The 24,689-nt window shown below is 58.3% G+C and carries 24 protein-coding genes; 4 read left to right on the forward strand and 20 right to left on the reverse strand.

The window, feature by feature from the left end:
* Nucleotides 1-65: 65 nt before the first annotated feature.
* Both RV1423_RS13620 and RV1423_RS13625 read left to right on the forward strand, forming a co-directional pair.
* Nucleotides 66-755, forward strand: a complete 690-nt coding sequence (locus RV1423_RS13620) for a response regulator transcription factor (protein ID WP_034297522.1) — start codon at nt 66-68, stop codon at nt 753-755.
* A gap of 2 nt (nt 756-757) precedes the next feature.
* Nucleotides 758-2,188, forward strand: a complete 1,431-nt coding sequence (locus RV1423_RS13625) for an ATP-binding protein (protein WP_051516678.1) — start codon at nt 758-760, stop codon at nt 2,186-2,188.
* A 45-nt stretch (nt 2,189-2,233) separates the two neighbouring features.
* Here RV1423_RS13625 and RV1423_RS13630 read toward each other — a convergent pair whose 3' ends face one another.
* From RV1423_RS13630 to ppsA, 3 genes are all read right to left on the reverse strand, one after another.
* Nucleotides 2,234-3,148, reverse strand: coding sequence for an SPFH domain-containing protein (locus RV1423_RS13630; protein WP_034297407.1), 915 nt, complete (start codon nt 3,146-3,148; stop codon nt 2,234-2,236).
* An 11-nt stretch (nt 3,149-3,159) separates the two neighbouring features.
* Nucleotides 3,160-3,594, reverse strand: a complete 435-nt coding sequence (locus RV1423_RS13635; protein ID WP_034297410.1) for an NfeD family protein — start codon at nt 3,592-3,594, stop codon at nt 3,160-3,162.
* A gap of 141 nt (nt 3,595-3,735) precedes the next feature.
* Nucleotides 3,736-6,093, reverse strand: a complete 2,358-nt coding sequence (ppsA, locus tag RV1423_RS13640; RefSeq protein ID WP_034297413.1) for a phosphoenolpyruvate synthase — start codon at nt 6,091-6,093, stop codon at nt 3,736-3,738.
* A 387-nt stretch (nt 6,094-6,480) separates the two neighbouring features.
* On the opposite strand from ppsA, the gene RV1423_RS13650 reads away from it, so the two are divergent.
* Nucleotides 6,481-7,335, forward strand: a complete 855-nt coding sequence (locus RV1423_RS13650) for a pyruvate, water dikinase regulatory protein (protein ID WP_034297526.1) — start codon at nt 6,481-6,483, stop codon at nt 7,333-7,335.
* 26 nt (nt 7,336-7,361) lie between these two features.
* Here the strand turns inward: RV1423_RS13650 and RV1423_RS13655 are convergent, their stop codons facing one another.
* The 17 genes from RV1423_RS13655 to rpsB form a co-directional block, all read right to left on the reverse strand.
* The gene (locus RV1423_RS13655) at nt 7,362-7,829 is read right to left on the reverse strand and encodes a DUF6314 family protein (RefSeq protein WP_034297415.1); all 468 of its coding nucleotides are present in this window, start codon (nt 7,827-7,829) and stop codon (nt 7,362-7,364) included.
* Between the two features lie 23 nt (nt 7,830-7,852).
* Nucleotides 7,853-8,644 carry an RNA methyltransferase gene (locus RV1423_RS13660; protein ID WP_034297416.1) on the reverse strand — a complete coding sequence of 264 codons (792 nt, stop codon included), beginning with the start codon at nt 8,642-8,644 and terminating at the stop codon, nt 7,853-7,855.
* A 10-nt stretch (nt 8,645-8,654) separates the two neighbouring features.
* Nucleotides 8,655-9,278, reverse strand: coding sequence for a ribonuclease HII (rnhB, locus tag RV1423_RS13665; RefSeq protein WP_034297419.1), 624 nt, complete (start codon nt 9,276-9,278; stop codon nt 8,655-8,657).
* 5 nt (nt 9,279-9,283) lie between these two features.
* Nucleotides 9,284-10,435 (reverse strand): lipid-A-disaccharide synthase, encoded by a 1,152-nt coding sequence (gene lpxB, locus RV1423_RS13670; RefSeq protein WP_197034940.1) that lies wholly within the window; start codon nt 10,433-10,435, stop codon nt 9,284-9,286.
* Nucleotides 10,436-10,448: 13 nt separating this feature from the next.
* Nucleotides 10,449-11,237: an acyl-ACP--UDP-N-acetylglucosamine O-acyltransferase gene (lpxA, locus tag RV1423_RS29815; RefSeq protein ID WP_034297421.1), complete on the reverse strand. Its 789-nt coding sequence runs from the start codon at nt 11,235-11,237 to the stop codon at nt 10,449-10,451.
* A 3-nt stretch (nt 11,238-11,240) separates the two neighbouring features.
* Nucleotides 11,241-11,705 (reverse strand): 3-hydroxyacyl-ACP dehydratase FabZ, encoded by a 465-nt coding sequence (fabZ, locus tag RV1423_RS29820; protein WP_034297423.1) that lies wholly within the window; start codon nt 11,703-11,705, stop codon nt 11,241-11,243.
* Entirely contained in the window at nt 11,702-12,751 is a 1,050-nt protein-coding gene (gene lpxD, locus RV1423_RS13685; RefSeq protein WP_034297425.1) for a UDP-3-O-(3-hydroxymyristoyl)glucosamine N-acyltransferase, read from the reverse strand. The genes fabZ and lpxD overlap by 4 nt, the downstream gene beginning before the upstream one ends.
* Nucleotides 12,752-12,870: 119 nt before the next feature.
* Nucleotides 12,871-13,392, reverse strand: coding sequence for an OmpH family outer membrane protein (locus tag RV1423_RS13690; protein ID WP_373419960.1), 522 nt, complete (start codon nt 13,390-13,392; stop codon nt 12,871-12,873).
* Between the two features lie 45 nt (nt 13,393-13,437).
* Nucleotides 13,438-15,810, reverse strand: a complete 2,373-nt coding sequence (bamA, locus tag RV1423_RS13695; protein WP_034297426.1) for an outer membrane protein assembly factor BamA — start codon at nt 15,808-15,810, stop codon at nt 13,438-13,440.
* 107 nt (nt 15,811-15,917) lie between these two features.
* Nucleotides 15,918-17,282 carry an RIP metalloprotease RseP gene (gene rseP / locus RV1423_RS13700; protein ID WP_034297427.1) on the reverse strand — a complete coding sequence of 455 codons (1,365 nt, stop codon included), beginning with the start codon at nt 17,280-17,282 and terminating at the stop codon, nt 15,918-15,920.
* A complete protein-coding gene (ispC, locus tag RV1423_RS13705; protein WP_034297429.1) occupies nt 17,279-18,457 on the reverse strand; it encodes a 1-deoxy-D-xylulose-5-phosphate reductoisomerase in 1,179 nt (392 codons plus the stop codon). Before ispC ends, rseP begins: the two co-directional genes overlap by 4 nt.
* Before the next feature lie 7 nt (nt 18,458-18,464).
* Nucleotides 18,465-19,280, reverse strand: a complete 816-nt coding sequence (locus tag RV1423_RS13710) for a phosphatidate cytidylyltransferase (RefSeq protein ID WP_034297431.1) — start codon at nt 19,278-19,280, stop codon at nt 18,465-18,467.
* Complete coding sequence (uppS, locus tag RV1423_RS13715) at nt 19,280-20,038, reverse strand: polyprenyl diphosphate synthase (RefSeq protein WP_034297530.1); 759 nt, start codon at nt 20,036-20,038, stop codon at nt 19,280-19,282. Before uppS ends, RV1423_RS13710 begins: the two co-directional genes overlap by 1 nt.
* A gap of 89 nt (nt 20,039-20,127) precedes the next feature.
* The gene (gene frr, locus RV1423_RS13720) at nt 20,128-20,688 is read right to left on the reverse strand and encodes a ribosome recycling factor (protein ID WP_034297432.1); all 561 of its coding nucleotides are present in this window, start codon (nt 20,686-20,688) and stop codon (nt 20,128-20,130) included.
* 49 nt (nt 20,689-20,737) lie between these two features.
* On the reverse strand, nt 20,738-21,454 hold the full coding sequence (pyrH, locus tag RV1423_RS13725) for a UMP kinase (protein WP_034297433.1): 717 nt from the start codon (nt 21,452-21,454) through the stop codon (nt 20,738-20,740).
* A gap of 239 nt (nt 21,455-21,693) precedes the next feature.
* Nucleotides 21,694-22,578 carry a translation elongation factor Ts gene (tsf, locus tag RV1423_RS13730; RefSeq protein ID WP_034297434.1) on the reverse strand — a complete coding sequence of 295 codons (885 nt, stop codon included), beginning with the start codon at nt 22,576-22,578 and terminating at the stop codon, nt 21,694-21,696.
* Nucleotides 22,579-22,742: 164 nt separating this feature from the next.
* Nucleotides 22,743-23,492 (reverse strand): 30S ribosomal protein S2, encoded by a 750-nt coding sequence (rpsB, locus tag RV1423_RS13735; protein ID WP_034297436.1) that lies wholly within the window; start codon nt 23,490-23,492, stop codon nt 22,743-22,745.
* Between the two features lie 371 nt (nt 23,493-23,863).
* Here rpsB and map point away from each other — a divergent pair, with 371 nt between their 5' ends.
* The gene (gene map / locus RV1423_RS13740) at nt 23,864-24,688 is read left to right on the forward strand and encodes a type I methionyl aminopeptidase (protein ID WP_034297438.1); all 825 of its coding nucleotides are present in this window, start codon (nt 23,864-23,866) and stop codon (nt 24,686-24,688) included.
* The last annotated feature ends 1 nt before the right edge of the window (nt 24,689 follow it).

Genomic DNA, 24,689 nt, shown 5'->3' on the forward strand with positions numbered 1-24,689 from the left:
CTTTTGAGCATATGATTGCGCTATCCGAAGTGCTGCAGAAATCAAAGAAAGTGAAACAGGCGACGATGTCAAAAGTATTGCTGATAGACGACGACATTGAACTCGTTGACATGCTCAAGGAATATCTTGAGCAGGAGAAATTTGAAGTGCGTGTCGCCTACGACGGCGAAAGCGGGATCGCCGAAGCGCTCTCGGGCCACTATGCCATCGTCGTGCTGGATGTCATGATGCCGCGCCTGAACGGCCTCGAAACGCTGCGCCGCATTCGCGCCAAAAGCAACCTGCCGGTGCTCATGCTGACCGCCAAGGGCGACGACACCGACCGCATCATCGGCCTCGAACTGGGCGCCGACGACTATGTACCCAAGCCTTGCACGCCGCGCGAGCTGACGGCGCGTTTGCGCGCCATCCTGCGCCGCACGGTGGTCGAGAATCCCGATCACAGCCCTTATTCGCCGCTGGCTGTCGGCGCATTGTCCATGTGGCCGGAACAACGCCGCGCAACCTGGTCCGGACAACCACTGGAATTGACCAGCAGCGAATTCAACCTGCTTGAAGTGCTAGCCCGTAACGCCGGCAAGCCGGTCAGCAAACAACACCTGTCGGAACAGGGGCTGGGCCGTCCGCTGGCCCGCTTCGACCGCAACATCGACGTCCACCTGAGCAGCATTCGTCAGAAAATCGCCACGCTTGGCAGCGACAAATCCTGTATCCAGACCGTCTATCGCTTGGGTTATCAGTTCATCAAGGAGTAACGGTGGGCCGGCTGTTCTGGAAGTTCTTTTTTTTCATCATGGTGGCGCAACTGACGGCGATCATCGGCATGGGCATCATGTTCTCCCTGGAGAGCCGTGAACGCAGCCTGCGCGACCCGGGCATCGACCTGAGTCCGCCGGCGGCATTCATGATCCGTTCCGCCGCCGCCACCTTGCAATACGGCGGCACCGAGGCGCTGCGCGAGTTGGTTCGCAACACCGAGCGGCATCAGGTTTACGCCGTCGACGAAGAACAACACGAATTGCTGGGACGCGCTGTCAATCCGCGGCTGCTGGAAGAAGCCCGGTCCTTGCTCGGAGCGGCCCCCCATCGCCGCGTCGTCGCCCAAATCAAGGCCGCTGACGGCCACACTTACCTGCTGTTTCTTCCTTCTCCGCCCAACATGGAAAACACGCCGCCGGTACACGAAGACCGGCCGGCATTGCGGGCGCCTGCGCCGCCGTTTTTTTTCCCGATGATGCCGATGCTGGTCGCCGCAGTCGCCAGCCTGTTCTTCGCCATGTTGCTAGCCTGGTATTTTTCCAAGCCGATCCGCCAACTCAAGTCCGCGTTCGCGCAGGCCGCCTTGGGCAATCTGAACAAGCGCTTGGCGCCGCTGATGGGAAAACGCAGCGATGAACTGGCCGACCTGGGACGCGACTTCGACGGCATGACCGACAAGCTGCGCGCACTGATGGACAGCCAGCGGCGTCTCCTGCATGACGTCTCGCACGAACTCCGTTCGCCAATCGCCCGGCTGCAAGCCGCCATCGGACTGGCGCGCCTGCAACCGGAGAAGACGGCCGCCACACTCGAACGCATCGAGCGCGAAGGCATGCGCATGGATAAGCTGGTGGGCGAACTGCTGACCCTATCCCGCCTGGAAGCGGGCGTCACAGGCGCGATGGAAGATCACATCCGCATGCAGGATCTGCTTGCTGAAATCATCAACGACGCCCGCTTCGAGGCTGGGGCGGTCGATCGTCACGTGGAAGGCCTGGCGCACTGCAATGTCGTCATCAAGGGCGGCGCCGAACTGATTTACCGCGCTATCGAAAATGTCGTGCGCAACGCCATCAAACAAACCGCCGCCGGTACTACCGTGGCGATCAACACTCAGGTCGACAAGGAAAAGCGGCGTTTGCTGGTCTCCGTCATCGACCACGGTCCGGGCGTGCCGGAAGAGGAGTTGCAACTGATCTTCGAGCCCTTCTTCCGCAGCAGCCGCACGCAGAAAAACACCAACGGCTATGGCCTCGGACTGACCATCGCACGCCGTATCGTCGAAGCGCACGGCGGCCAGATCCGCGCGTTCAACCGCCTGGATGGCGGCCTGTGCGTCGATATCGTGCTGCCGTATGATGCAGTCGAATCAGACGCGCTTTCGGTGCAGGCAAGCAATTGCGGCGCAGCCAAAAACAAAGGCGTTTGAAGAACCGAGCTTCAAACGCCTTCCGTTTTTTATCCGTGCGGAATGCTATTTCGATTGAGCCTTTACCACCTGCATGGCGCTGGCGATCAGCGTGCTGATGTCTCCCAGGTTGGCGGGAACGATAATCGAATTATTGGTCTTGGCAAGTTGCGAAAAAGCCGCGACATATTGCTCGGCCACCTTCAGGCTCACCGCATCCGAACCGCCCGGCGATTGGATCGCCGCTGCGGTCTTGCGCAACGCGTCGGCGCTGGCTTCGGCAATGGCGACAATTGCCGCAGCCTGACCTTGGGCACGATTGATCGAGGCCTGCTTCTCGCCTTCCGATCTGGCGATGGCAGCTTCACGTTCGCCGGTCGCGATATTGATCTGCTCCTGCTTGCGCCCCTCGGAGGCGGCGATCAGTGCGCGCTTTTCACGCTCTGCGGTGATCTGCGCCTGCATGGCGTGCAAGATTTCCTTCGGCGGTGTCAAATCCTTGATCTCGTAGCGCAACACTTTCACGCCCCAATTCTCGGCCGATTCGTCGATGGCGCTGACGATGGCGGTGTTGATGTGGTCGCGTTCTTCGAAGGTCTTGTCGAGTTCCATCTTGCCGATCACCGAACGCAAGGTGGTTTGCGCCAATTGCGTGATCGCCGCGATGTAATTCGACGAGCCGTAGGAAGCGCGCATAGGGTCGGTGATCTGGAAGTACAGGATGCCGTCGACCTGCAGTTGCGTGTTGTCGCGCGTGATGCACACCTGCGGCGGCACATCGAGCGGAATTTCCTTGAGGATGTGCTTGTAAGCGATGCGATCGATGAAAGGCACCACGACGTTCAATCCCGGTCCTAGCGTTGCATGGTATTTGCCGAGGCGTTCGACCACCCAGGCATGCTGCTGCGGCACAACCTTGACAGTCTTGATCACAAAGATGATGGCAATGAAAAAAATGACCAGCGTCACGCTACCGAACATGAGAATGCTCCTTATTGATGAGAGACGATCAGGCGGCTGCCCCGTACTTCCCGAATGATGAATTGCCCCGCTTGCACTGGACTTCCCGGCGCGAGTTCCACATCCCACTCCGCGCCGCGATAGCGGATGCGCGCCGTTTGCGTGCCGTCCACATTGTTCCATTGATCCACATGTACGCTCTGGCCGATGTCGAGGATCACATTCGGGTCGCGTGCGGCGTCATCCTTGCGCATCTTGCCGAAACCGCTGCGGCGCAGCACGCCCATCGCGATAAAACCGACCGCCGCGGCCACCAGCAACTGCCATTCCAGCGCACCGCCCAGCAATGCCACGCCGCCGCCGGCAGCAAGCCCGACGGCGATCATCAATAGATAAAACGTGCCTGTGAAGAGTTCCACCCCGATTGCCAGCCCGGCCAATACGAACCATATCGCCCAGTCCATCATGTCGATTTCCTTTTTCCGATGTGATGCAAGTCTATGCTTACCGGCCTGACTTTAACAGCCTATTCCCCAAAAGCAAAAAAACGCGGGCATCGAGCCCGCGTTTTTATGAAACCCGGCAAGCAAGCTCGCCAAGATTGGACCCTACTTTCTGCCCGCCAGTTTCTGCCAGGTGTCGATCACCGAATCGGGATTCAGGGAAATCGACTCGATGCCTTCCTTCATCAGCCATTCGGCAAAATCAGGATGATCTGATGGCCCCTGGCCGCAAATGCCGACGTACTTGCCCTTGGCGAGGCAGGTCGAGATGACCTTGGTCAGCAAGGCTTTCAGCGCAGGATCGCGCTCGTCGAAATCGGCCGCCAGCAATTCCATGCCGGAATCGCGGTCCAGGCCCAGGGTCAACTGAGTCAGGTCGTTGGAGCCGATCGAGAAGCCGTCGAAATATTCGAGGAATTGTTCCGCCAGGATCGCGTTGGACGGCACTTCACACATCATGATGACGCGCAGGCCGTTTTCGCCGCGTTTCAGGCCGTTCTTGCCGAGCAGTCCGATGACCTTTTCCGCTTGTCCCAAAGTGCGCACGAAAGGCACCATGATCTCGACGTTGGTCAGGCCCATGTCATTACGCACGCGCTTCATGGCCTGGCATTCCATTTCGAACGCTTCGGCAAAGTCGGCTGCGAGGTAACGTGCGGCGCCGCGGAAACCCAACATCGGGTTTTCTTCGTCGGGCTCGTAACGCGAACCGCCGATCAGCTTCTTGTACTCATTCGACTTGAAGTCGGACAGGCGCACGATCACCGGCTTCGGCCAGAACGCCGCGGCGATGGTGGCGATGCCTTCGGCCAGTTTGTCGACGTAGAACGCCTTTGGCGAAGCATGGCCGCGCGCGACCGATTCGACCGCTTTCTTCAGGTCGGCGTCGATGTTCGGGTATTCCAGAATCGCCTTCGGATGCACGCCGATGTTGTTGTTGATGATGAATTCCAGACGCGCCAGGCCGACGCCGCCGTTGGGGATGGACTGGAAGTCGAAAGCCAGTTGCGGGTTGCCGACGTTCATCATGATCTTCAGCGGGATCGGCGGCAGTTCGCCGCGGGCGACTTCGGTGACTTCGGTTTCCAGCAGGCCGTCGTAGATCTTGCCTTCGTCGCCTTCGGCGCAGGAAACGGTCACCAGGTTGCCGTCCTTGAGTATGTCGGTAGCGTCGCCGCAGCCAACCACCGCCGGCACGCCCAGTTCACGCGCAATAATCGCCGCGTGGCAGGTGCGGCCGCCGCGGTTGGTGACAATGGCGGAAGCACGCTTCATCACCGGCTCCCAGTTCGGGTCGGTCATGTCGGCCACCAGCACGTCGCCCGGCTGCACGCGTTCCATTTCGGCAGCGTCGCGAATCACGCGCACGGGACCGGCGCCGATCTTCTGGCCGATGGCGCGGCCGGTTGCCAGCACGGCGCTGGAACCTTTCAGCTTGAAGCGCTGCTGCGCGTCGGTGGCCTTTTGCTGCGACTTCACGGTTTCAGGACGGGCCTGAAGGATGTACAGCTTGCCGTCGCGGCCGTCCTTGCCCCATTCGATGTCCATCGGGCGCTGGTAGTGCTTCTCGATGATGGTGGCGTACTTGGCCAGTTCGACGATTTCGGCGTCGTTGAGCGAATAGCGGTTGCGCATTTCGACCGGCACGTCGACGGTCTTGACCGAGCGGCCTGCCTTGGCTTCACCGGTAAATTCCATCTTGATCAGCTTGGAGCCGATATTGCGACGGATGATCGGCAGCTTGCCTTGCTCAAGCATCGGCTTGTGGACGTAGAATTCGTCGGGATTGACCGCGCCCTGCACCACGGTTTCGCCAAGGCCGTAGCTGGAGGTGATGAACACCACGTCCTTAAAGCCGGATTCCGTATCGATCGTGAACATCACGCCAGCCGCGCCGACGTCGGAACGCACCATGCGTTGCACGCCCGCCGACAGCGCGACTTCGGCGTGGGTGAAGCCCTTGTGCACGCGATACGAAATCGCGCGGTCGTTATACAGCGAGGCAAACACGTGCTTCATCGCTTCGAGCACGTTATCGATGCCGACCACGTTCAGGAAGGTTTCTTGCTGGCCGGCAAAGGATGCATCAGGCAAGTCTTCGGCGGTCGCGGACGAACGCACGGCGAAAGACATTTCGCTGGCGGAGTCGGCAACCAGCTTGTCGTAGAAGGACTTGATTTCCTGTTCCAGGCGCGGCTGGAACGGCGTGTCGACAATCCATTGACGAATCTCCGCGCCGGCTTGCGCCAGTGCACGCACATCTTCGATGTCCAGCTTTGCGAGACGATCTGCGATGCGCTGGGCCAGCGTAGCGCCGCCATTTGCACTGTGCTCCAGAAAGTCGCGGAAAGCCTGCGCCGTGGTAGCAAAACCACCTGGGACGCGGACTCCGGCACCGGCCAACTGGCTGATCATTTCACCCAGCGAGGCATTCTTGCCGCCGACGGATTCGACATCCGTCATGCGAAGATTTTCAAAGGAGACTACGTATGCGGCCCCCTGGGTAGAACCCATATGTACTGCGTTGGACATAACAACCTCTAGTTTGATGATAAGAAATCTTTGTGTGGTCGGCGCTCGTCATTTGTTCTTTGTTATTTTTGGACGAAAGCGACATAATCAATACTGCAGTCAGACTCATGACTTGATCCATCAGTCGATGAAAATGACGCGCGGCAGTTCCGAAGGTGTTTGCAAAGGCAAACATCCAGAAGTATTCGGTCAACTTGCGCAGCACGTTCAGGTTCATTTTGAGCTAGCTTCTCACTCTGTTGCATGGCATTTTACAGGGTAGCCGACAGTTTTTTCATTTCGCCAATTATTTTTTATTGTTTTCTTTTTAACAACATGATGCTTGATCTTGCTCTGTCTTCCTGTCCGATCCCGTTGCTGCCCGCCAACCGCACGGTTTTCTTCGTCTCAGACGGCACCGGCATCACGGCGGAAACGCTGGGACACTCCGTTCTCAGCCAGTTCGAGCTACGCTTCAAACAAGTTCGCCTGCCATTTGTCGACAGCCTCGACAAAGCCTATGATGCCACACGCCGCATCAACGAAGTCGCCGAAACCGACGGCAAGGCGCCGATTGTTTTTTCGACGCTGGTAAAGGCCGACCTGTCCGCCATCATCCGTCAGTCCAAGGCGATGCACATGGATTTGTTCCAGACCTTCGTCGAACCGCTGGAGCAGGAACTCGGCGTCAAATCGAGTCATACCATTGGCCGCAGCCACAATACCGCCGATTCGGAAGAATATAAAAACCGCATCGAAGCGATCAATTTCTCGCTGGCGCACGACGATGGCCAGTCGAACAAAAACCTGTCCGCCGCCGACGTCATCCTGGTCGGCGTGTCGCGTTCCGGCAAGACGCCGACCAGCCTGTATCTGGCCATGCAATACGGCATCAAGGCGGCCAATTATCCGCTGATCCCGGAAGACTTCGAGCGCGAAAAACTGCCGAGCGGACTGGTCAACTTCAAGAAGAAGATCTTCGGCCTGACCATTGCCCCGGAACGCTTGTCGGAAGTGCGCAATGAGCGCCGTCCCGGCAGCAAATACGCCGCCCTCGAGAACTGCCGCTACGAAATCAACGAGGCGGAAAAGATGATGCGCCACGAAGGCATCCGCTGGATGTCGTCAACCGCCAAATCGATCGAAGAAATCGCCGCCACCATCTTGCAGGAAATCAAGCCGGAAACGCGCTGATCCTGCGTCGCTCTTCCCCTCTGTCGCTAACCGGCACATCTGGTGAAGCGCGTATGCAGCAGATAATCCTTGTGCGGCCCTTCGATGCGCGTATATAAATCGAAGTGGTCCGCATCAATCAGCCGATAGCTGCCGTCGTAACGATCCATGATGCAGAGGTGCGTCTGCATCGGCAACAAAGCGCGCTGCGTCGGATCGTAACGATAGCTCTGGTATGCCTGCCCTGCTTGGATGCCGTCGGCGAACGCGACGCGCACCATGTTGCCGGCTATGTCATAGTGGAAGCGCCGCGAGAAGGCGACTACGCGTTGATCCGCGCTCAAGCGCAATTGCCCTGATTCCTTGTAATGCAAGCTGGATGAGTTCTCGGCCGGCACGAATTCAGCCACGCCGTCGGCTGCGCCGATCAGGATGTCGTCAGCGCCGAACATGGTGCGGGCAAACGTCCAGTGACCATTGAAGTAGGCGTAAAGATCGGGCGTCAATGCACTCATCGCCGATTCGGGACGCTCGCCGCTCAGCGACCGCCCTGCCTTTGCCTGACCTGTTCAAAAAAACAGACTGCTGCCGCGGCTGCAACGTTGAGCGACTCCATTTGCCCCAGATGCGGGATCGCTACCTTGGCGCTGGCGGCATCAAGCAGGTCATCTGCAACACCCTGCCCCTCATGACCGAACAGCCAGGCAAGGTCCTGCGTCAGGTCGGTTTGATAAATGGTTTTCTGCGCGTAGGAACTAGTGGCAAGCACCGGCACCTTGCTGCCCCGGCACAGACTCAGCAAGTCGGCGTTCTCGATGATGTCTAGCTGAAAATGTGCTCCCATGCCGGCGCGTAGCACTTTCGGCGACCACGCTGCGGCAGTGCCTGCCGAACAAAACACCTGATGAATTCCGGCGGCGGCGGCGCTGCGCAAAATGGAGCCGAGGTTACCCGGATCCTGCAAACCGTCGAGCAGTACCGCGGAAGTCGTCAACGCTCCAGGAACGGCTGGCTGCGGCGTAGCGATCACTAGTAAAAGGCCGACGCCATTCTCGACCTGACTTATCGCTTGATACAGCGCGTCGGGTAAACAAATGCACTGACTCCCTGCAGCTTCGCATTGCGCAAGAATCGGCGCCACCTCACCGTGATAAACAGCACTTTCGGCGACCACGCAAAACTCCGGTTTGCCGGCGCCCTGCAAATACGCTTCCGCCAGATGCACGCCATCGAGCAAGCTACGCCCCGATTTGCGGCGTGCCTGCGCGCTCGTGGCAAGCTGCTTGAGTTCCTTGTAGAGCGCATTGTCGCGCGAGGAAATCGATTTCATTGTGTACTCTTCAACGTACACTCAGCAAAGCGCGCACCGGCGCATACGACTTGCGATGCACCGGCGATACTCCATGCAGGCGCAAGCGCTCCAGGTGCAACGGCGTCGGGTATCCCTTATGCTGGTCGAAGGCATAGTTCGGATATTGCTCATGCAGCAGCAGTAAAGCGGCGTCACGCGCCGTTTTGGCTAAAATCGACGCAGCCGAAATTGCCGGCACCTTGTCGTCGCCTTTGACGATGGCTTCGGAACGTATCTGCATCACCGGACAACGGTTGCCGTCGATCAAGGCCAGCGTGGGAATGGTCTTGAGCGCTTCCACCGCGCGGCGCATGGCGAGCATGCTGGCATGGAGGATGTTGAGCTGGTCGATCTCGTCTTCCGAGCATTCGGCGATCGCCCAGGCAATCGCCCGGTCCTTGATTTCCAATGCCAATGCATCGCGTCTGGCTTCGCTCAGTTTCTTGGAGTCGCGCAAGCCGGCGATCGGTCTGGCCGGATCGAGAATTACGGCGGCAGCAAACACCGGCCCCGCAAGCGGACCCCGCCCTGCTTCGTCGACGCCGCAGATGGTTTCGCCGGCATAATCATCAAGCACAAACAGGGACAAATTAAGATCGCTTTTCTTTACCATCGTCCTCAGCCTCCCAGGCTCAAACGTGCCTGCCGGCGATCCAGCAAGGCGCATACTGCCTGCGCGCTGAGGTTGGCGGTATCGCGCAGCAACGCGTGGTGCATGTCGGTGAAGCGCTGACGCAGGCGTTGGCAATGTGCCGGATCATCCAGTTGCTTCCATAACGCGTCCGCCAAGGCCTGCGGTGTCGCAGCGTCCTGCAGCAACTCCGGCACCACGAATTCACGCGCCAGGATGTTCGGTAAACCGACCCATGGCTGGTAATTCATGTGGCGCATGATGGCGTAGGATGCCCGCATCATCTTGTAGGCGATGACCATGGGCTTCTTGTATAGGGCCACTTCCAGCGATGCAGTACCGGAGGCGACCAGTACGGCGTCGGCGGCTTCCATCGCCACATGCGATTTGCCGCTGACGACGTGTATGCCGAGATCGGCACTGCCGGTCTCGGCAATCAGTTGTTCGAAATAGGCGCGTTGCTTGTCGCCAGCCATCGGTGCTACGAATTGTAGTTGCGCTTCGCGCTGTTGCAACAAACGGGCCGCGCCGAGAAAACTGGCTGTGTTGTATTTGAGTTCCGACATGCGGCTGCCAGGCAAGATCGCCACCACGCGTCGGTCTTGCCGCAAGCCCAACGCGTCGCGCGCGGCAGCCTGGTTGGGCTCCATCGGAATGACCTCCGCCAGCGGATGTCCGACATACGTCACCGGCACGCCCGCCTTGCGATAAATCTCCTCCTCAAACGGGAAAATTACCAACATGTGCGAGACCGCGCGCGCAATCTTCTTGATGCGTCCGCCGCGCCAGGCCCAGATTTGCGGGCCGATGAAATGCATGGTCGGGATACCGGCTTCGCGCAGTTGTTGCTCGAGGCCGAGGTTGAAACCAGGATAGTCGATACCGATGAATACCGCCGGCCGCTCGGCCAGCAATTGGTCGCGCAATGTGTTCTGGATACCCTTGAGTTCGCGATAGCGCGGCACGACTTCGAACAGGCCGCGCACGGTCAGCTTGTCCATCGGCCAGTCGCTGATGAAACCGTATTCGGCCATGTGAGGGCCGCCGATGCCGTGCATGCGCGCGTCCGGCAAACGCGGACGCAAACCGGACAGCAAACGGCTCGCCAGCAGGTCGCCCGAGCTTTCGCCAGCGACCATGGCGATGCTTATGTTATCGGATGATGCCACGAGATGAGGATGCGATGAATTCGCGCATCAGGCGGATATGAGCAGCGGATTCGGGAGACTTTTCTTCTTGCTGCAGAAGTTCCTGTTTGGCTTCTTCGAGCGGCAAACCGGAACGGTATATCGCCTTGTAGGCGCGCTTGATCGCGGCGATCTGTTCGCTGCTGAAGCCGCGCCGTTTCAGGCCTTCGCTGTTGATGCCCGCCGGCACTGCGCGATTGCCCGCAGCGGTCACGAATGGCGGGATATCCTGGCTGACTGCGGCAGTAAAGGCCGTCATCGCGTGCGCGCCGATATGGCAGAACTGGTGCACCGAGGTGAAGCCCCCCAGGAAAACCCAGTCGCCCAGGTGAACATGGCCCGCCAGCGTCGCATTGTTGGCCAGGATGATGTCGTTGCCCAGTTGGCAATCGTGCGCAATATGGACGTAAGCCATGATCCAGTTGTCGTTGCCGATGCGGGTGGCGCCTGCGTCCTGGACTGTACCCAGGTTGAAAGTGACGAATTCTCGGATCGTGTTGCGGTCACCGATTTCCAGGCGCGTCGGTTCGCCGGCGTATTTCTTGTCCTGCGGCGCCGCGCCGAGGGAGGCGAACTGAAAAATCTGATTATCGCGGCCGATCGTCGTGTGGCCTTCGATCACGACATGCGGACCAATTCTGGTGCCGGCACCGATACGCACGTTCGCACCGATCACCGAATAGGCGCCGACCTCGACCGACGCGTCGAGCTGCGCGCCCGACTCGATGACAGCGGTAGGATGGATGCGCGACATGGCTTAGCCCGCCTGGCTTGCATCGTCTGCGTTGCGCATGGTGCACATCAGGTCGCCTTCGACCGCGACCTGGCCGTCGACCGTGGCAACGGCCCTGTACTTCCAGATGCCACGCGCACGGCGAGTAATTTCCACGTACATCTTCAATTGATCGCCCGGCTCCACCGGACGCTTGAAACGGGCATTGTCGATGCCGACGAAATACACTACGGTATTGGCATCCGGCTTGCGGCCTTCGGTCAGGAAAGATAGCAAGGCTGCCGTCTGGGCCAGCGCTTCGATCATCAATACGCCCGGCATCACCGGCTTGTGCGGGAAATGGCCATTGAAAAACTCTTCGTTGACGGTCACGTTCTTGATGGCGGTGATGTCCTTGCCGTTTTCCCATGCAAGCACACGGTCCACCAGCAACATCGGATAACGGTGCGGGAGGTATTCTTTGATTTGATTGATGTCGAGACTAGTCATTTATTTTGCTCTGTAAGCGATTTGATCGTTTTTTCCAACGCACGGATTTTCTCACGCATTGTGCCCAGATTGCGCACCAACGCAGCCGATTTTTCCCATTCTCCATGTTTTGCGATGGGATAGAAGCCGGTATATTGACCTGGCTCCAGGATGGAGCGCAGGGCCAGCGTGCCGGCCGAGACATGCACCTTGTCGGCAATGGTGATGTGGCCGTGGATCATCGCCGCGCCGCCGATCGAGCAATACTTGCCGATTCTGGTGCTGCCGGCAATGCCGGCGCAGGCCGCAATCGCGGTATGCGCGCCGATATGGCAGTTGTGCGCGATCTGGATCTGGTTATCCAGCTTGACCCCGTCTTCGATGACGGTGTCGGACAAGGCGCCGCGATCAATGGTCGTATTGGCGCCAATCTCGACGTCATTGCCGATCACTACCCTGCCCACTTGCGGAATCTTGATCCAGGCGCCGCCTTCGTTGGCGAAACCGAAACCGTCCGCGCCGATGACGACGCCCGAATGGACGATGCCGCGCTCGCCGATTTCACAGCCGGCCTGGAAAGTGACGCGCGCATAGAAATGCGTGTCCGCGCCGACATGCGCATTACGCCCGATATAACTGCCGGCATCGATCACGGCACGTTCGCCGATCACGGCGCCCGCCTCGATCACAACCTGCGGACCGATAGTCGCGCTGGCCGCCACCCTGGCGGTCGCATCGACGCAGGCGCTGGCATGGATGCCTGCCGCGGCCGGAATCGCCGCCTGTGCCGCGAACAATTGCGCCGCATGGGCAAAATAGGCGTAAGGATTCTTGACGACAATGCGCGCACCCTGATACGCGACGATCGCAGCGTCATCTGCTTCGGACAGGATCAATGCTGCAGCCTGCGTCTGTTCTGCCTGGGTGCGAAACTTGGGATTGGAGAGGAACGTCATGTGCGACGATGTCGCTGCGTCCAGAGGAGCGATGCCGCTGACGTCAATCCGCGCATCGCCTTTCAGTTGGCCACCCAAGCTTTCGACCAACTGTTCTAGCCGAATACTCATGTTGGCCTTCGTAGATTATTTCGCTACCTGCTCAGGCGGCGCAGATTGGCGATTTTGTCTCGGAACAATCTGCGTGCCTGAGGTAAACGTGATGTCATAGTGACGTATGAACTGGTGAATTACTTCGCCAGTTCTTTCAGAACCTTGTCGGTAATGTCAATACGCTTGCTGGCATAGACAGCTTCCTGGAACACGATGTCGTACTTTTCAGCTTCGGCGATCTGGCGGATCACCTTGTTGGTACGCTCGAGGACCACCGACAATTCTTCGTTGCGGCGCTGGTTCAGGTCTTCGCGGAACTCGCGCTGCTTGCGCTGGAACTCCTTGTCCAGGTCGGAGAGGTCGCGCTGACGCTTGACGCGATCGGATTCGGACAGCACGGCGGCATCCTTGTCCAGCTTGTCCGATTGGGCCTTCAGGCGTGCAGCCATATCCTGGATATCTTTTTCGCGCTTGGCGAACTCGGCTTCCAGCTTGCTCTGCGCCGCCTTGGCCGGTACCGCTTCGCGGAAAATACGCTCCGTGCTGACAAAAGCGATCTTTGATTCCTGTGCTTGCACATTGGCAAACGACAACATACCGACGGCCAATGTTGCAGCCTGAATCGACAACAGTGATTTAGTAATAAACTTCAAGGTCATTCTCCGTAATACAGATTTCAATTATGCCACTAGCTGACCATGCGATCAGAAACCGGTTCCGAGTTGGAACTGGAAGTTTTGCGACTTGTCGCCATTTTTCAAATTCAACGGCTTGCCATAGCTCAGTTTCAAAGGACCGATAGGCGAAATCCAACTAATGCCGATACCGGTCGAATAGCGCAGATCATTGACTTTGATGCGTTCGCCATCGGCAAAGACATTACCGCCATCCACAAACGTAAACCAGCGCAAGCTGCGATCCTGTCCGGAACCAGGGAATGGGAATTGCAATTCTACGCTGCCGATGAGTCGCGAGGCGCCACCCATGGAATCGCCGTATTGATCTTTCAGGTTACCCAAGGACGAGGCTTCGTATCCACGCACGGTGCCGATACCGCCGGCGTAGAAGTTCTTGAAGATCGGATAAGGTTTACCGCCAAAGCCCTTGCCGTAATCGACCTCGCCGTTCAACGCCAGCGTCGCCGCATTGGCCCAGAACGGTTGGAAATACTGGTGCTGATAAGTTGCACGATAGTATTTCAGCGTACCCACGCCCGACACTTCCAGATTGGCGCGCTGGTAACGTCCCTTGGTCGGCACCAATGCGCTGTCCCGGCTATCGCGCTGCCATGCGACGGTCAGCGGGAAGCTGGTCGTAGTGGCGGTGCCGATGCCGCAACTGGAATCGTTGACCACGTCGCAACCCGGCGTGCTGCCGGAGCCGAAGTCGCGCACATATGCACGATACAGGCTCGGGCTGGTACTGTCCGTATCGACCTTGGTGTTTTCCACGCCAACGCCGAAGAAAACACGGTCCAGTTCAGAGAACGGCACGCCGAACTTGACGCTGCCGCCGATCGTCTTCACGCGATAATCGCCCGTCGTATAAGCTGATGGGCGAATTGTGCGCAGGAACACTTCATACGTACGGCTGATGCCGTCATCGGTGAAATAGGGATTGGTCTGCGACACCGCAATCGTGCGATAACGCGAACTTGTATTGATGTCGATGCCGACAGTGTTGCCGCTGCCGAAGGCGTTTTCCTGTGAAATCGAACCGGTCAGGCTCAGCTTGTCGGTCTGCGAGAAGCCGGCGCCGATCATGATGTTGCCGGTCGGCTTTTCTTCGACCTTCATGTTGACGTCGATCTGGTCGTTGCTGTTGGGCACTTCCGGCGTTTCAATGGTGACTTCCTTGAAGTAACCGAGGCGGTCCACACGGTCGCGCGACAGTTTGATCTTTTCGCCGTCGTACCAGGAGTCTTCGAACTGGCGGAATTCGCGGCGGATGACTTCGTCGCGCGTCTTGGTGTTGCCGGCGATATTGATATGGCGGACATACACGCGCTTGCCGGGGTCGACCATGATCGTGAATGCCACTTCCTTCTTTTCGCGATCGACGTTCGGATTGGCGTTCACATTGGCGAAGGCATAGCCGAAGTTGCCCATGCGTTCGCTGATCTTCTTGGTGCTCTCGGTCAGTTTGGCGCCGGAATACACATCGCCCTTTTTCAGTTGCACCAGCGCGGCGAGGTCACCTTCCATGCCGAACATTTCGCCATCGAGCTTGACGTCGGAGACGGTGTATTTGTCGCCTTCATTGACGTTGATGGTGATGTAAATGTCTTTCTTGTCGGGAGTGATCGACACCTGGGTCGACTCGATCTGCATTTCGAGATAACCGCGATCCAGATAATAAGAGCGCAAGGACTCGATGTCGCCTGCCAGCTTTTGCTTGGAATACTGGTCGGCCTTGGTATACCAGGTGAACCAGCCGGGCGTGGTCAGCTTGAGCTGATCGCGCAGCGTGCTGTCCGAAAATGCCTTGTTGCCGACGATGTTGATCTGCTTGATGCGGGAAACTTCGCCCTCGTCCACGGCGAACGTGATCGCGACGCGATTGCGCTCGACCGGCGTCACGGTTGTGGTGACCTTGGCGCCGTACAGGCCGCGCGACAGATATTGGCGTTTCAGTTCCTGCTCGGCGCGATCCACTTGCGATTTGTCGAAAATGCGCGATTCGCCGACGCCGATCTCCTTGAGGGCCTTGGTCAGTTGTTCCTTGTCGAATTCCTTGATGCCGGTGAAATCGACGCTGGCGATGGCCGGCCGCTCTTCCACCTGCACCACCAGCACATCGCCGTCGGCTTCGACCCGGACATCCTTGAAAAAACCGGTCGCATACAAGGCCTTGATCGCTGCAGTTCCCTTTTCATCGGTGAACGTATCGCCTACACGCACCGGCAGGTAGCTGAACACGGTCCCCGCTTCGGTCCGCTGAATGCCTTCCACGCGGATGTCTTTCACCACAAACGGCTCGACGGCAAATGCCTGGCCCGAACAGAGTATCAACGCTGCGGCGGCGATCAGGCTACGGGAAAAGATCGGTGCAGGGAAATGCGCGGAATGTAATTTCATTAGCTATCGTTTATTAACTATGTTTTTTGCCGATCACTTCAACGAAACGATCGAACATATGTAAAGTCGAAAGCCATCTGGGCGACCAGACGGCTTGTGACGAATCCTTAAAACATCAGACGGACAATGTCGTTGAACGCCGCAACGAGCATCAGCGTCATCAAAATACCGAGGCCGGCGCGTTGCGCAATTTCCCCAAAGCGCTCAGAAACAGGGCGTCCGGTCAAAATCTCCAGCGAATAATACAGCAAATGCCCGCCATCTAAAACCGGGATCGGCAGCAGGTTCATCACTCCCAGGCTGATGCTGATGAAGGCGATGAAGCTCAGGTAGCTGACCAGGCCGACTTTGGCGGTCTGTCCGGCATAATCCGCTATGGTAATCGGGCCGGTGATATTTTTCCATGAAACCTGTCCGACGATCATTTTTCCGATCATTTTCAGCGTCATGACGCTGGTGTCCCAGGTTTTTTGCGCGCCTTTGGCAATCGCAGTCCACGGCGGGTCGCTGACGATGACCATTGCCGGTGCCAGCGGCACTTCCACCTTGATGCGGCCGATGGTCTGGCCGTTATCGGTCAAGGCATCAGGAGTGACTGCAATGCGGAACTCGCTCTGGCCGCGCATACCATGCAAGGTCAGCGGCTTGCCCGGCGATGCACGCACCAGTTCGACCAGCGCCAGTCCATCCCTGACCGTTGCGCCGTTCACATCGAGGATCAGATCGCCCTTCTGCAAGCCGGCCTGCATGGCGGGCCCTTCCATGATCTTGCCTAGGATAGCTGGCGGACGCGCCAGGGAGAGTCCCAGCCTGGTCATGAAATCGCCCTCCAGATCCTGGCTGGACACGCCGTCCAGCGACAACGTCACAGTATTAAGCAGCTTGCCGCCACTCGGCCCGCGATTGACGCTTTCCACGTCGAAACGGGCCGGCGTCTTTTCCAGGACGTTCTGCATCAACTGCCAGCGCACCTCCGACCAGGCATGCACTGCCTCGCCATTGATCGCGGTAATGGTTTCGCCGCCTCGCAAGCCGGCTTGGTAGGCCGCAGTTTGCTCCGCCATGGCGCGCAGTTTGGGCACAGGTTCGGGAATGCCGTGCATGAACAGCCCGGCAAACAGAAGAATTGCGAAAAGGAAATTGGCCACCGGGCCGGCGGCGACGATGGCGATGCGACGCCAGACGGATTGGCGAGTGAATTCGCGCTTCAGGTCTTCCGGCGCCATGTCGCCGAGGTCTTGCTCGCGGGCGTCGAGCATCTTGACGTAACCGCCCAGCGGCAGAATCGACAAGGCCCATTCTGTCTGATCCCGACCGAAACGGCGTGACCAGATGACCCGTCCCATGCCGACCGAAAAACGCAATACCTTGACGCCGCACAGGCGCGCCACCCAGTAGTGTCCCAGTTCGTGGACAACGACCAGGGTGCCGAGCGCGACCATGAAGGCCAGCAGCGTATGCAACAGATTCATGACGATAAAGACAGACAGGACTGCGCAATCGAACGCGCCACTCGATCCTGCTCGATCAGAGCGTCGATGTCGGCGAGCGGACCATGGGGCAATCTGTCCATGACGCGGGCGATTACTTGATCAATCATGCGAAATCCGATTTCTTGATTCAGGAATGCCTGAACGGCAACTTCGTTGGCAGCATTGAGGATCGCGGCCGAGCTGCCGCCAGCTTGCAGAGCATCATACGCCAGTTTGAGACAGGGAAAGCGCGTGAAGTCGGGACGCTCGAAAAATAGTTGCCCGATCTGCACCAGGTCCAACTGGGCCACACCGGACTCGATCCGATCCGGGTAAGCCAGCGCGTTGGCGATGGGCGTACGCATGTCGGGATTGCCCAGTTGCGCCAGCACCGAACCGTCGATGTAGGACACCATCGAATGGATCACGCTTTGCGGATGGATCATGACTTCGATCCTGTCCGCCGGTGCGCCGAACAGCCAATGCGCTTCGATGACTTCCAATCCCTTGTTCATCATGGTTGCGGAATCGACCGAAATCTTGCGCCCCATGACCCATTTCGGATGCGCCACCGCTTCATCCGGCGTCACGCTGTCGAGCGTCTCGACCGGGCGTTTGAGGAAAGGACCTCCCGACGCCGTCAGCAGTATCTTGGCAATGCCGCCCTCCTCCAGCGAACGCCCGAAATCGTGGGGCAGACACTGAAAAATCGCGTTGTGCTCGCTGTCAATCGGCAGCAGCGTGGCCTTGTGCATGGCGACGGAGTCGATCAGCAATTGACCTGCCATGACTAGTGCTTCCTTGTTGGCCAGCAGAATCTTCTTGCCCGCGCGCGCGGCGGCCAGGGTCGATGCCAAGCCGGCAGCGCCGACGATCGCCGCCATGACGACATCGCAGCCACCAGCGCTGGCGACGTCGCACAGCGCCTGGGCGCCGTGCATGACTTCCGTGCGTACATCCAGCGCCCGCAGCTTCTGCTGCAGCGTTTGCGCAGCCTGCGCAGTACCGACTACCGCAACCTGGGGCCGGAACCGCGCGCATTGAGCGGCCAGTTCATCGACACGCGAATGCGCCGTCAGCGCGTAGACCTGATAACGCTCAGGATGACGAGCCACCACGTCCAGCGTCGAAACGCCGATGGAACCGGTGGAACCTAGGACGGAAATTGCCTGCATGAAATTCCTACAACCAGAGATCGATCAATGCCGCCAGCGGCAAAACCGGAATCAGCGCATCGATCCTATCCAATACCCCGCCATGTCCAGGCAACAGACTGCTGCTGTCCTTGACGCTTGCGCGGCGCTTCAGTTGCGACTCGAACAAGTCGCCGACAACGCTGGTTGCAACCAGCAAGCTCATGACGACGATAAATCCCGGCCAGCCGAAGCGTCCATACAAACGGCCGGGAAACGTATCGCCGTCGAGATACATGACCACCGCTGCAGCCGCCACCAACACCACCAGCCAGCCGCCCACCGCGCCCTCCCAGGATTTTCCCGGAGAAATCGACGGCGCCAGCTTGTGGCGGCCGAAACCCTTGCCCGCAAAATAGGCGCCGATGTCGGCGAGCCAGACAATGGCCATCACTGACAACAGGTAAAGCGGCGAATGTTGAAACAGGGAAACAATGGCGATGAAACAGCCCAGCAAGGCCAGCGTATAAGTGATGCTGAGCAGCCGGTTGGCGGCGGTGTCCAGCGGCGGCAAGCCCAGTTTCAGTGCCGGCACGAAACGGATTGCCCATAAAGCCACGCAGACCGCGAACAAACCGCGCACGCTCGGCAAACCGCTGACGAAAACGACGATTGCATATCCCACGGACCAGAAACCGGCCCACAACTCAGGCCGGGACAGGCGGAACAGGCGCAGGCCTTCCCACACGCCGGCAGCAAAAAACGCCAGCGTCACCACTGCAAATGCAAAAAAATTATTCAGGAAAAGTACGGGCAACAAAATTGCCAGAAGAACCAACGCCGTGATGACACGCGTTTTTAGCATCAGGAAGCCTTTTTCTGCTCGACCAACTGCTCGCTGGTTCGACCGAAGCGCCGTTCGCGCTGGCGATAGGATTCTATCGCCTTGTCCAATTCGGCCCCATCGAAATCGGGCCAGTAGGTTTCGGTGAAATACAGTTCGCTATAGGCGAGTTGCCATAGTAGGAAATTGGAAATGCGCTCTTCGCCGCCGGTGCGGATGAACAGATCCGGCTCAGGGGCGTAGGCCATCGCCAGATAGGGGGTCAATTGCTCTTCGGAAAAATCGGTCGCGCCGGGATGCGCCTTGAGCATCTTGCTGACCGCCTGCATGATGTCCCAGCGGCCGCCGTAGTTGGCGCAAATGGTCAGCGTCAGGCGCGTATTGCCGGCTGTCTGCACCTCGGCCTTGGCCACCATCTCCTGCAGCTTGGCGTCGAAACGGCTGAGGTCGCCAACCACGCGCAAGCGAATATTGTTGGCATGCATCTTGCCGACTTCGCGTTCCAGTGCCGTCATGAACAGGCGCATCAGCAAGGATACTTCATCGGCCGGACGGCGCCAGTTTTCGGAACTGAAAGCGAACAGCGTCAGGTATTCAATGCCGCGCTGCGAGCAGGCCTCGACGATCGTGCGCACCGCATCGACGCCTTTGGCATGCCCCGCCACGCGCGGCAGGAAACGTTTGGTCGCCCAACGTCCATTGCCATCCATGATGATGGCGACGTGACGCGGCACCGATGAAACCTGAGGCACCGCCAGGGTTGAGCTTTTATGAGTCATACCGTATAAAAAATCCAGATGCGCGATGAAGTCGGCCCGGGTATGCACCCGACAGCATCATCATCGCATAAGCCATAGCGATAACGCTGTTATACCGTCAGCACTTCTTTTTCTTTGTCCGCCACCAGCTTGTCGACTTCAGCGACAAACTTGTCGGTCAGCTTCTGGATGTCATCCTGGCCGCGACGCTCGTCGTCTTCCGAGCAAACTTTGTCCTTGACCAGTTTCTTCAAGCCTTCGTTGGCGTCGCGACGGATGTTGCGGATCGAAATCTTGGTGTCTTCAGCTTCGCTCTTGACGAGCTTGACCATTTCCTTGCGGCGCTCTTCGGTCAGCGGCGGCGTCGGCACGCGGATCAGTTCGCCCTGAGTCGCGGGATTCAGGCCGAGATCGGCTTCGCGGATGGCTTTCTCGACGGCTGCCAGCATTTTCTTTTCATAAGGCTGCACGCCGATGGTGCGGGCATCGATCAGCGTCAGATTGGCGACTTGCGACAATTGCGTCGGCGAGCCGTAATAGTCAACCTGAACGTGGTCCAGGATGCCGGTGTGAGCGCGACCGGTACGAACCTTGGCCAGATCGGCGCGCAGCGCCTCGATCGACTTGATCATTTTTTGCTCGGTGCTTTTCTTGACGTCAGCGATGGTCATGCTGCTCTCCTATCTAAAACTATCTTGTACAGTGTACTGAAGTGTGAATTTATACATGAACCAGCGTACCCTCGTCTTCGCCCAGGACAACGCGCTTGAGCGCGCCCGGCTTGACGATGGAAAACACTTTGATCGGCAGCTTCTGGTCGCGACACAGCGCAAACGCCGTCGCATCCATGACTTGCAGATGCTTGGCGATCGCCTCATCAAATGTGATGGTGCTGTAGCGCGTCGCAGATGGATCCTTCTTGGGATCGGCAGTGTAGACGCCGTCGACTTTGGTCGCTTTCAACACGATTTGCGCGCCGATTTCCGAACCGCGCAATGCCGCGGCGGTGTCGGTGGTGAAGAACGGGTTGCCGGTACCGGCCGCGAACACCACGACCTTGCCTTCTTCCAGGTATTGCAGGGCTTTGGGGCGAACGTAAGGCTCGACCACCTGTTCGATGGCGATCGCCGACATGACGCGTGCCGTCAGTCCGGCCTGGCGCATGGCATCGGCCAGCGCGAGGGAATTCATGACCGTGGCCAGCATGCCCATGTAGTCCGCCGTCGCACGATCCATGCCTTGCGCTCCCGGGGCGACGCCGCGAAAGATGTTGCCGCCACCGATCACGATGGCCAGCTCGACGCCCAACTGGGTGACCTCTGCCACGTCCGCGACCATGCGCTCGATGGTGGCGCGGTTGATACCGTAAGCATCGTCGCCCATGAGGGCTTCGCCGGAAAGTTTGAGGAGTACGCGCTTATAGGCTGGTGTCGTCATGTGCTGGGCTCCGTTTGCTATCCGATTATCTTGTGATTCCATGCGCCTTGCATCGCTGCGCGGGGCATCTCGCGCTGGCAAGGACGCCATTGTATGCTGCCGTACTCTGCTGCCGGGACCCAATTACATTTTGAAATACCTGCCTGGATGGCCGGATAGATCTTATGCAAAGTCCCTCAAACCCGCCGAAAGTTCCTGCGGGCTTAAAAAAACGGGCCTCTCGGCCCGCTTCTTGTTTCTTACTGCGCTTGCTTGGCGGCAGCGACCTGGGCTGCCACCTCGGCTGCGAAGTCATCCTGTTTCTTCTCGATGCCTTCGCCAACCACAAACATGCTGAACGACTTGACTGCGGTATTGGCCGCCTTCAACATCTGCTCAACGCTTTGCTTGTCGTTTTTCACGAACGACTGGTTGAACAGCGAGACTTCCTTCAGGAACTTCTGCACCGAACCGTCCACCATCTTGGCGACGATGTCGGCTGGCTTGCCGGATTCGGCAGCCTTCAGCGTAGCGACCGAACGCTCTTTTTCGATCAGATCGGCAGGCACCTGATCCGACGACAGCGCAACCGGCTTCATCGCGGCGATATGCATCGCGACGTCTTTGCCGATTTGCTCGTCGGCGCCGTCGAACTCGACCATGACGCCGATGCGCGTACCGTGCAGGTAGGACACCAGTTTGGCGGTGGTTTCAAAACGCATGAAGCGGCGGATCGACATGTTTTCGCCGATACGGCCGACCAGTTCGGTGCGCTTTTCCTCAACAGTCTTGCCGTCCAGCGGCAACGCTGCCAGCGCAGCCAGGTCGGCGGGATTCTTCTCCGCGACCAGCTTGGCGACTTCGTTCGCCAAGGCGATGAATTCGTCGTTCTTGGTAACGAAGTCGGTTTCGCAGTTGATTTCAACCAGCGCGCCGACGCCGCCGGCGATGTAGGTCGCCACGACGCCTTCTGCGGTAATCCGGGAAGACGCCTTGGATGCCTTGCTGCCCAGCTTGACGCGCAGGATTTCTTCAGCCTTGACCAGATCGCCGTCGGCTTCGGTCAGCGCTTTCTTGCATTCCATCATGGGCGCGTCGGTCTTCGCGCGCAGTTCGCCTACCAATGCTGCGGTAATTGCCGCCATATGTTTCTCCTAACTAAGTAGACATGCCGTCATCGCAGATACTGCAAACGTCATGTCGGAATTCGATCAATTTACTCAAAAAAAAGGGGCGAACTGCGCTTACTCTCGCTGTTACCCCTTTTTTGCCACCCGCAGGTGGAATTTCCCGCGGGTGTTGCAGACAATTAAGCCTGTTCGTTCACTTCGACGAATTCGTCGCCACCGTTCTTGACGGCTTCGACGACTTCATTCACTGCATTGGCGCGGCCTTCCAGGATCGCATCGGCGACACCGCGAGCGTACAGCGCAATCGCCTTGGCGGAGTCATCGTTGCCCGGAATGACATAAGTCACGCCTTCTGGCGAGTGGTTGGTATCGACCACGCCAATGACCGGGATGCCCAGCTTGGCGGCTTCGGTGATGGCGCCTTTGTGGTAGCCGACGTCAATGACGAAGATGGCGTCAGGAATGCCGCCCATGTCCTTGATGCCGCCGATGGCCTTTTGCAACTTTTCTTGCTCGCGGCTGAACAGCAATGCCTCTTTCTTGCTCAGCTTTTCATTGGAACCGTCAGCGATGGCGGCTTCCATGTCCTTCAGACGCTTGATCGATGTCTTGATGGTCTTGAAGTTGGTCAGCATGCCGCCCAGCCAGCGCTGATCGACGAAAGGAACGCCTGCGCGTTGCGCTTCTGCAGCAACGGTTTCGCGCGCCTGGCGCTTGGTGCCGACAAACAGGATAGTGCCGCGATTGGCAGACAGTTGGCGCACATACTTCAGCGCTTCCTGATACATACCCAGGGTCTTTTCCAGGTTGACGATATGAATCTTGTTGCGATGACCGAAGATATACGGGGCCATCTTTGGGTTCCAGAAGCGTGTTTGGTGACCGAAGTGGACACCTGCCTCCAGCATTTCGCGCATTGTTACGGACATAAATTTCTCCAGGGTTAGGTCTGGAATCCATTCGGTCATTCAAACCTGGCAGTGTTTAAACTGCCTGCCTGAACACCCTTTGGCGAACGGATTCGCGTTTCAAAATTAACAACAAACTTACTATTCCAACAAAGCAATATTTGCATGAATAGGTGCCGGAACGACAACCTCCGCCACAAAAACTCGCTTTCCAACCTGATCGACTCAAGTTAGCCGAGCATTCTACCTCATCCTGAGAATCCATTCAAGTTGCGAAATCATTGTTTTCATTGGCTTTTACTCCGCCAACCCAGTCAATCCGCGCCGACAGAACCGCCTCCCCTCGTCTATAATCTCTACTTGACGATTTTTAGCGAATTGCGACAACTCTTATGGGCTCCATCTCCATCAAAACCGCCGAAGACATTGAAGGCATGCGCATTGCCGGCAAGCTCGGGGCGGAAGTACTCGACTACATCACCCCTTTCGTCAAAGCCGGCACCACCACCGGCGAACTGGATCGCCTGTGCCATGAATACATGGTCAACGTCCAGGGCACCATTCCGGCCCCGCTGAATTACTGCCCGCCCGGCTACACTCCTTATCCGAAGGCAGTCTGCACCTCGCTCAACGACATCATCTGCCACGGCATCCCGGGCGACAAGGTCATGAAGAACGGCGACGTCCTCAACATCGACGTGACGGTGATCAAGAATGGCTACCACGGCGACACCAGCCGCATGTTCTATATCGGCGAACCGTCGATCATGGCGCGTCGCCTGACCGAAATCACTTATGAATGCATGTGGTTGGGTATTTCCAAGATCAAACCCGGCGCCCATCTGGGCGACATCGGCCATGTGATCCAGCAGCACGCGGAAAAAGCCGGCTACAGCGTGGTGCGCGAATTCTGCGGCCACGGTATCGGCAAGGTATTCCATGAAGAACCGCAAGTGCTGCATTACGGCCGCCCCGGCACGCTGGAAAAACTCGAAGCCGGCATGATTTTCACGGTCGAGCCGATGATCAACGCAGGACGCCGCGAAATCCGCGAAATGGGCGACGGCTGGACCATCAAGACCAAGGATCGCAGCCTGTCGGCGCAGTGGGAGCATACCGTGCTGGTAACCGAAACCGGTTACGAAGTGCTGACCGTCTCCCCCGGCATGCCGGCGCCGCCTGCCTTCATCCAGCAAACGGCTCCCGCCCTCGCCTGAT

It is taken from the genome of Herbaspirillum sp. RV1423 (genome assembly GCF_000577615.1).
Lineage (GTDB): Bacteria > Pseudomonadota > Gammaproteobacteria > Burkholderiales > Burkholderiaceae_D > Herbaspirillum.

Coding starts and splice junctions, on each gene's coding strand:
- lpxA (WP_034297421.1), bottom strand. CDS start 11,237: ATGTCGCGCATCCATCCTACCGCTGTCATCGAGTCGGGCGCGCAGCTC.
- rnhB (WP_034297419.1), bottom strand. CDS start 9,278: ATGGTAAAGAAAAGCGATCTTAATTTGTCCCTGTTTGTGCTTGATGAT.
- pyrH (WP_034297433.1), bottom strand. CDS start 21,454: ATGACGACACCAGCCTATAAGCGCGTACTCCTCAAACTTTCCGGCGAA.
- fabZ (WP_034297423.1), bottom strand. CDS start 11,705: ATGACTAGTCTCGACATCAATCAAATCAAAGAATACCTCCCGCACCGT.
- lpxB (WP_197034940.1), bottom strand. CDS start 10,435: ATGGTCGCTGGCGAAAGCTCGGGCGACCTGCTGGCGAGCCGTTTGCTG.
- RV1423_RS13690 (WP_373419960.1), bottom strand. CDS start 13,392: ATGACCTTGAAGTTTATTACTAAATCACTGTTGTCGATTCAGGCTGCA.
- RV1423_RS13660 (WP_034297416.1), bottom strand. CDS start 8,644: ATGAAATCGATTTCCTCGCGCGACAATGCGCTCTACAAGGAACTCAAG.
- RV1423_RS13620 (WP_034297522.1), top strand. CDS start 66: ATGTCAAAAGTATTGCTGATAGACGACGACATTGAACTCGTTGACATG.
- uppS (WP_034297530.1), bottom strand. CDS start 20,038: ATGACTCATAAAAGCTCAACCCTGGCGGTGCCTCAGGTTTCATCGGTG.
- RV1423_RS13650 (WP_034297526.1), top strand. CDS start 6,481: ATGCTTGATCTTGCTCTGTCTTCCTGTCCGATCCCGTTGCTGCCCGCC.
- RV1423_RS13630 (WP_034297407.1), bottom strand. CDS start 3,148: ATGTTCGGTAGCGTGACGCTGGTCATTTTTTTCATTGCCATCATCTTT.
- lpxD (WP_034297425.1), bottom strand. CDS start 12,751: ATGAGTATTCGGCTAGAACAGTTGGTCGAAAGCTTGGGTGGCCAACTG.
- tsf (WP_034297434.1), bottom strand. CDS start 22,578: ATGGCGGCAATTACCGCAGCATTGGTAGGCGAACTGCGCGCGAAGACC.
- ispC (WP_034297429.1), bottom strand. CDS start 18,457: ATGCAGGCAATTTCCGTCCTAGGTTCCACCGGTTCCATCGGCGTTTCG.
- rseP (WP_034297427.1), bottom strand. CDS start 17,282: ATGAATCTGTTGCATACGCTGCTGGCCTTCATGGTCGCGCTCGGCACC.
- RV1423_RS13710 (WP_034297431.1), bottom strand. CDS start 19,280: ATGCTAAAAACGCGTGTCATCACGGCGTTGGTTCTTCTGGCAATTTTG.
- RV1423_RS13655 (WP_034297415.1), bottom strand. CDS start 7,829: ATGAGTGCATTGACGCCCGATCTTTACGCCTACTTCAATGGTCACTGG.
- frr (WP_034297432.1), bottom strand. CDS start 20,688: ATGACCATCGCTGACGTCAAGAAAAGCACCGAGCAAAAAATGATCAAG.
- RV1423_RS13635 (WP_034297410.1), bottom strand. CDS start 3,594: ATGATGGACTGGGCGATATGGTTCGTATTGGCCGGGCTGGCAATCGGG.
- ppsA (WP_034297413.1), bottom strand. CDS start 6,093: ATGACGGATGTCGAATCCGTCGGCGGCAAGAATGCCTCGCTGGGTGAA.
- map (WP_034297438.1), top strand. CDS start 23,864: ATGGGCTCCATCTCCATCAAAACCGCCGAAGACATTGAAGGCATGCGC.
- rpsB (WP_034297436.1), bottom strand. CDS start 23,492: ATGTCCGTAACAATGCGCGAAATGCTGGAGGCAGGTGTCCACTTCGGT.
- bamA (WP_034297426.1), bottom strand. CDS start 15,810: ATGAAATTACATTCCGCGCATTTCCCTGCACCGATCTTTTCCCGTAGC.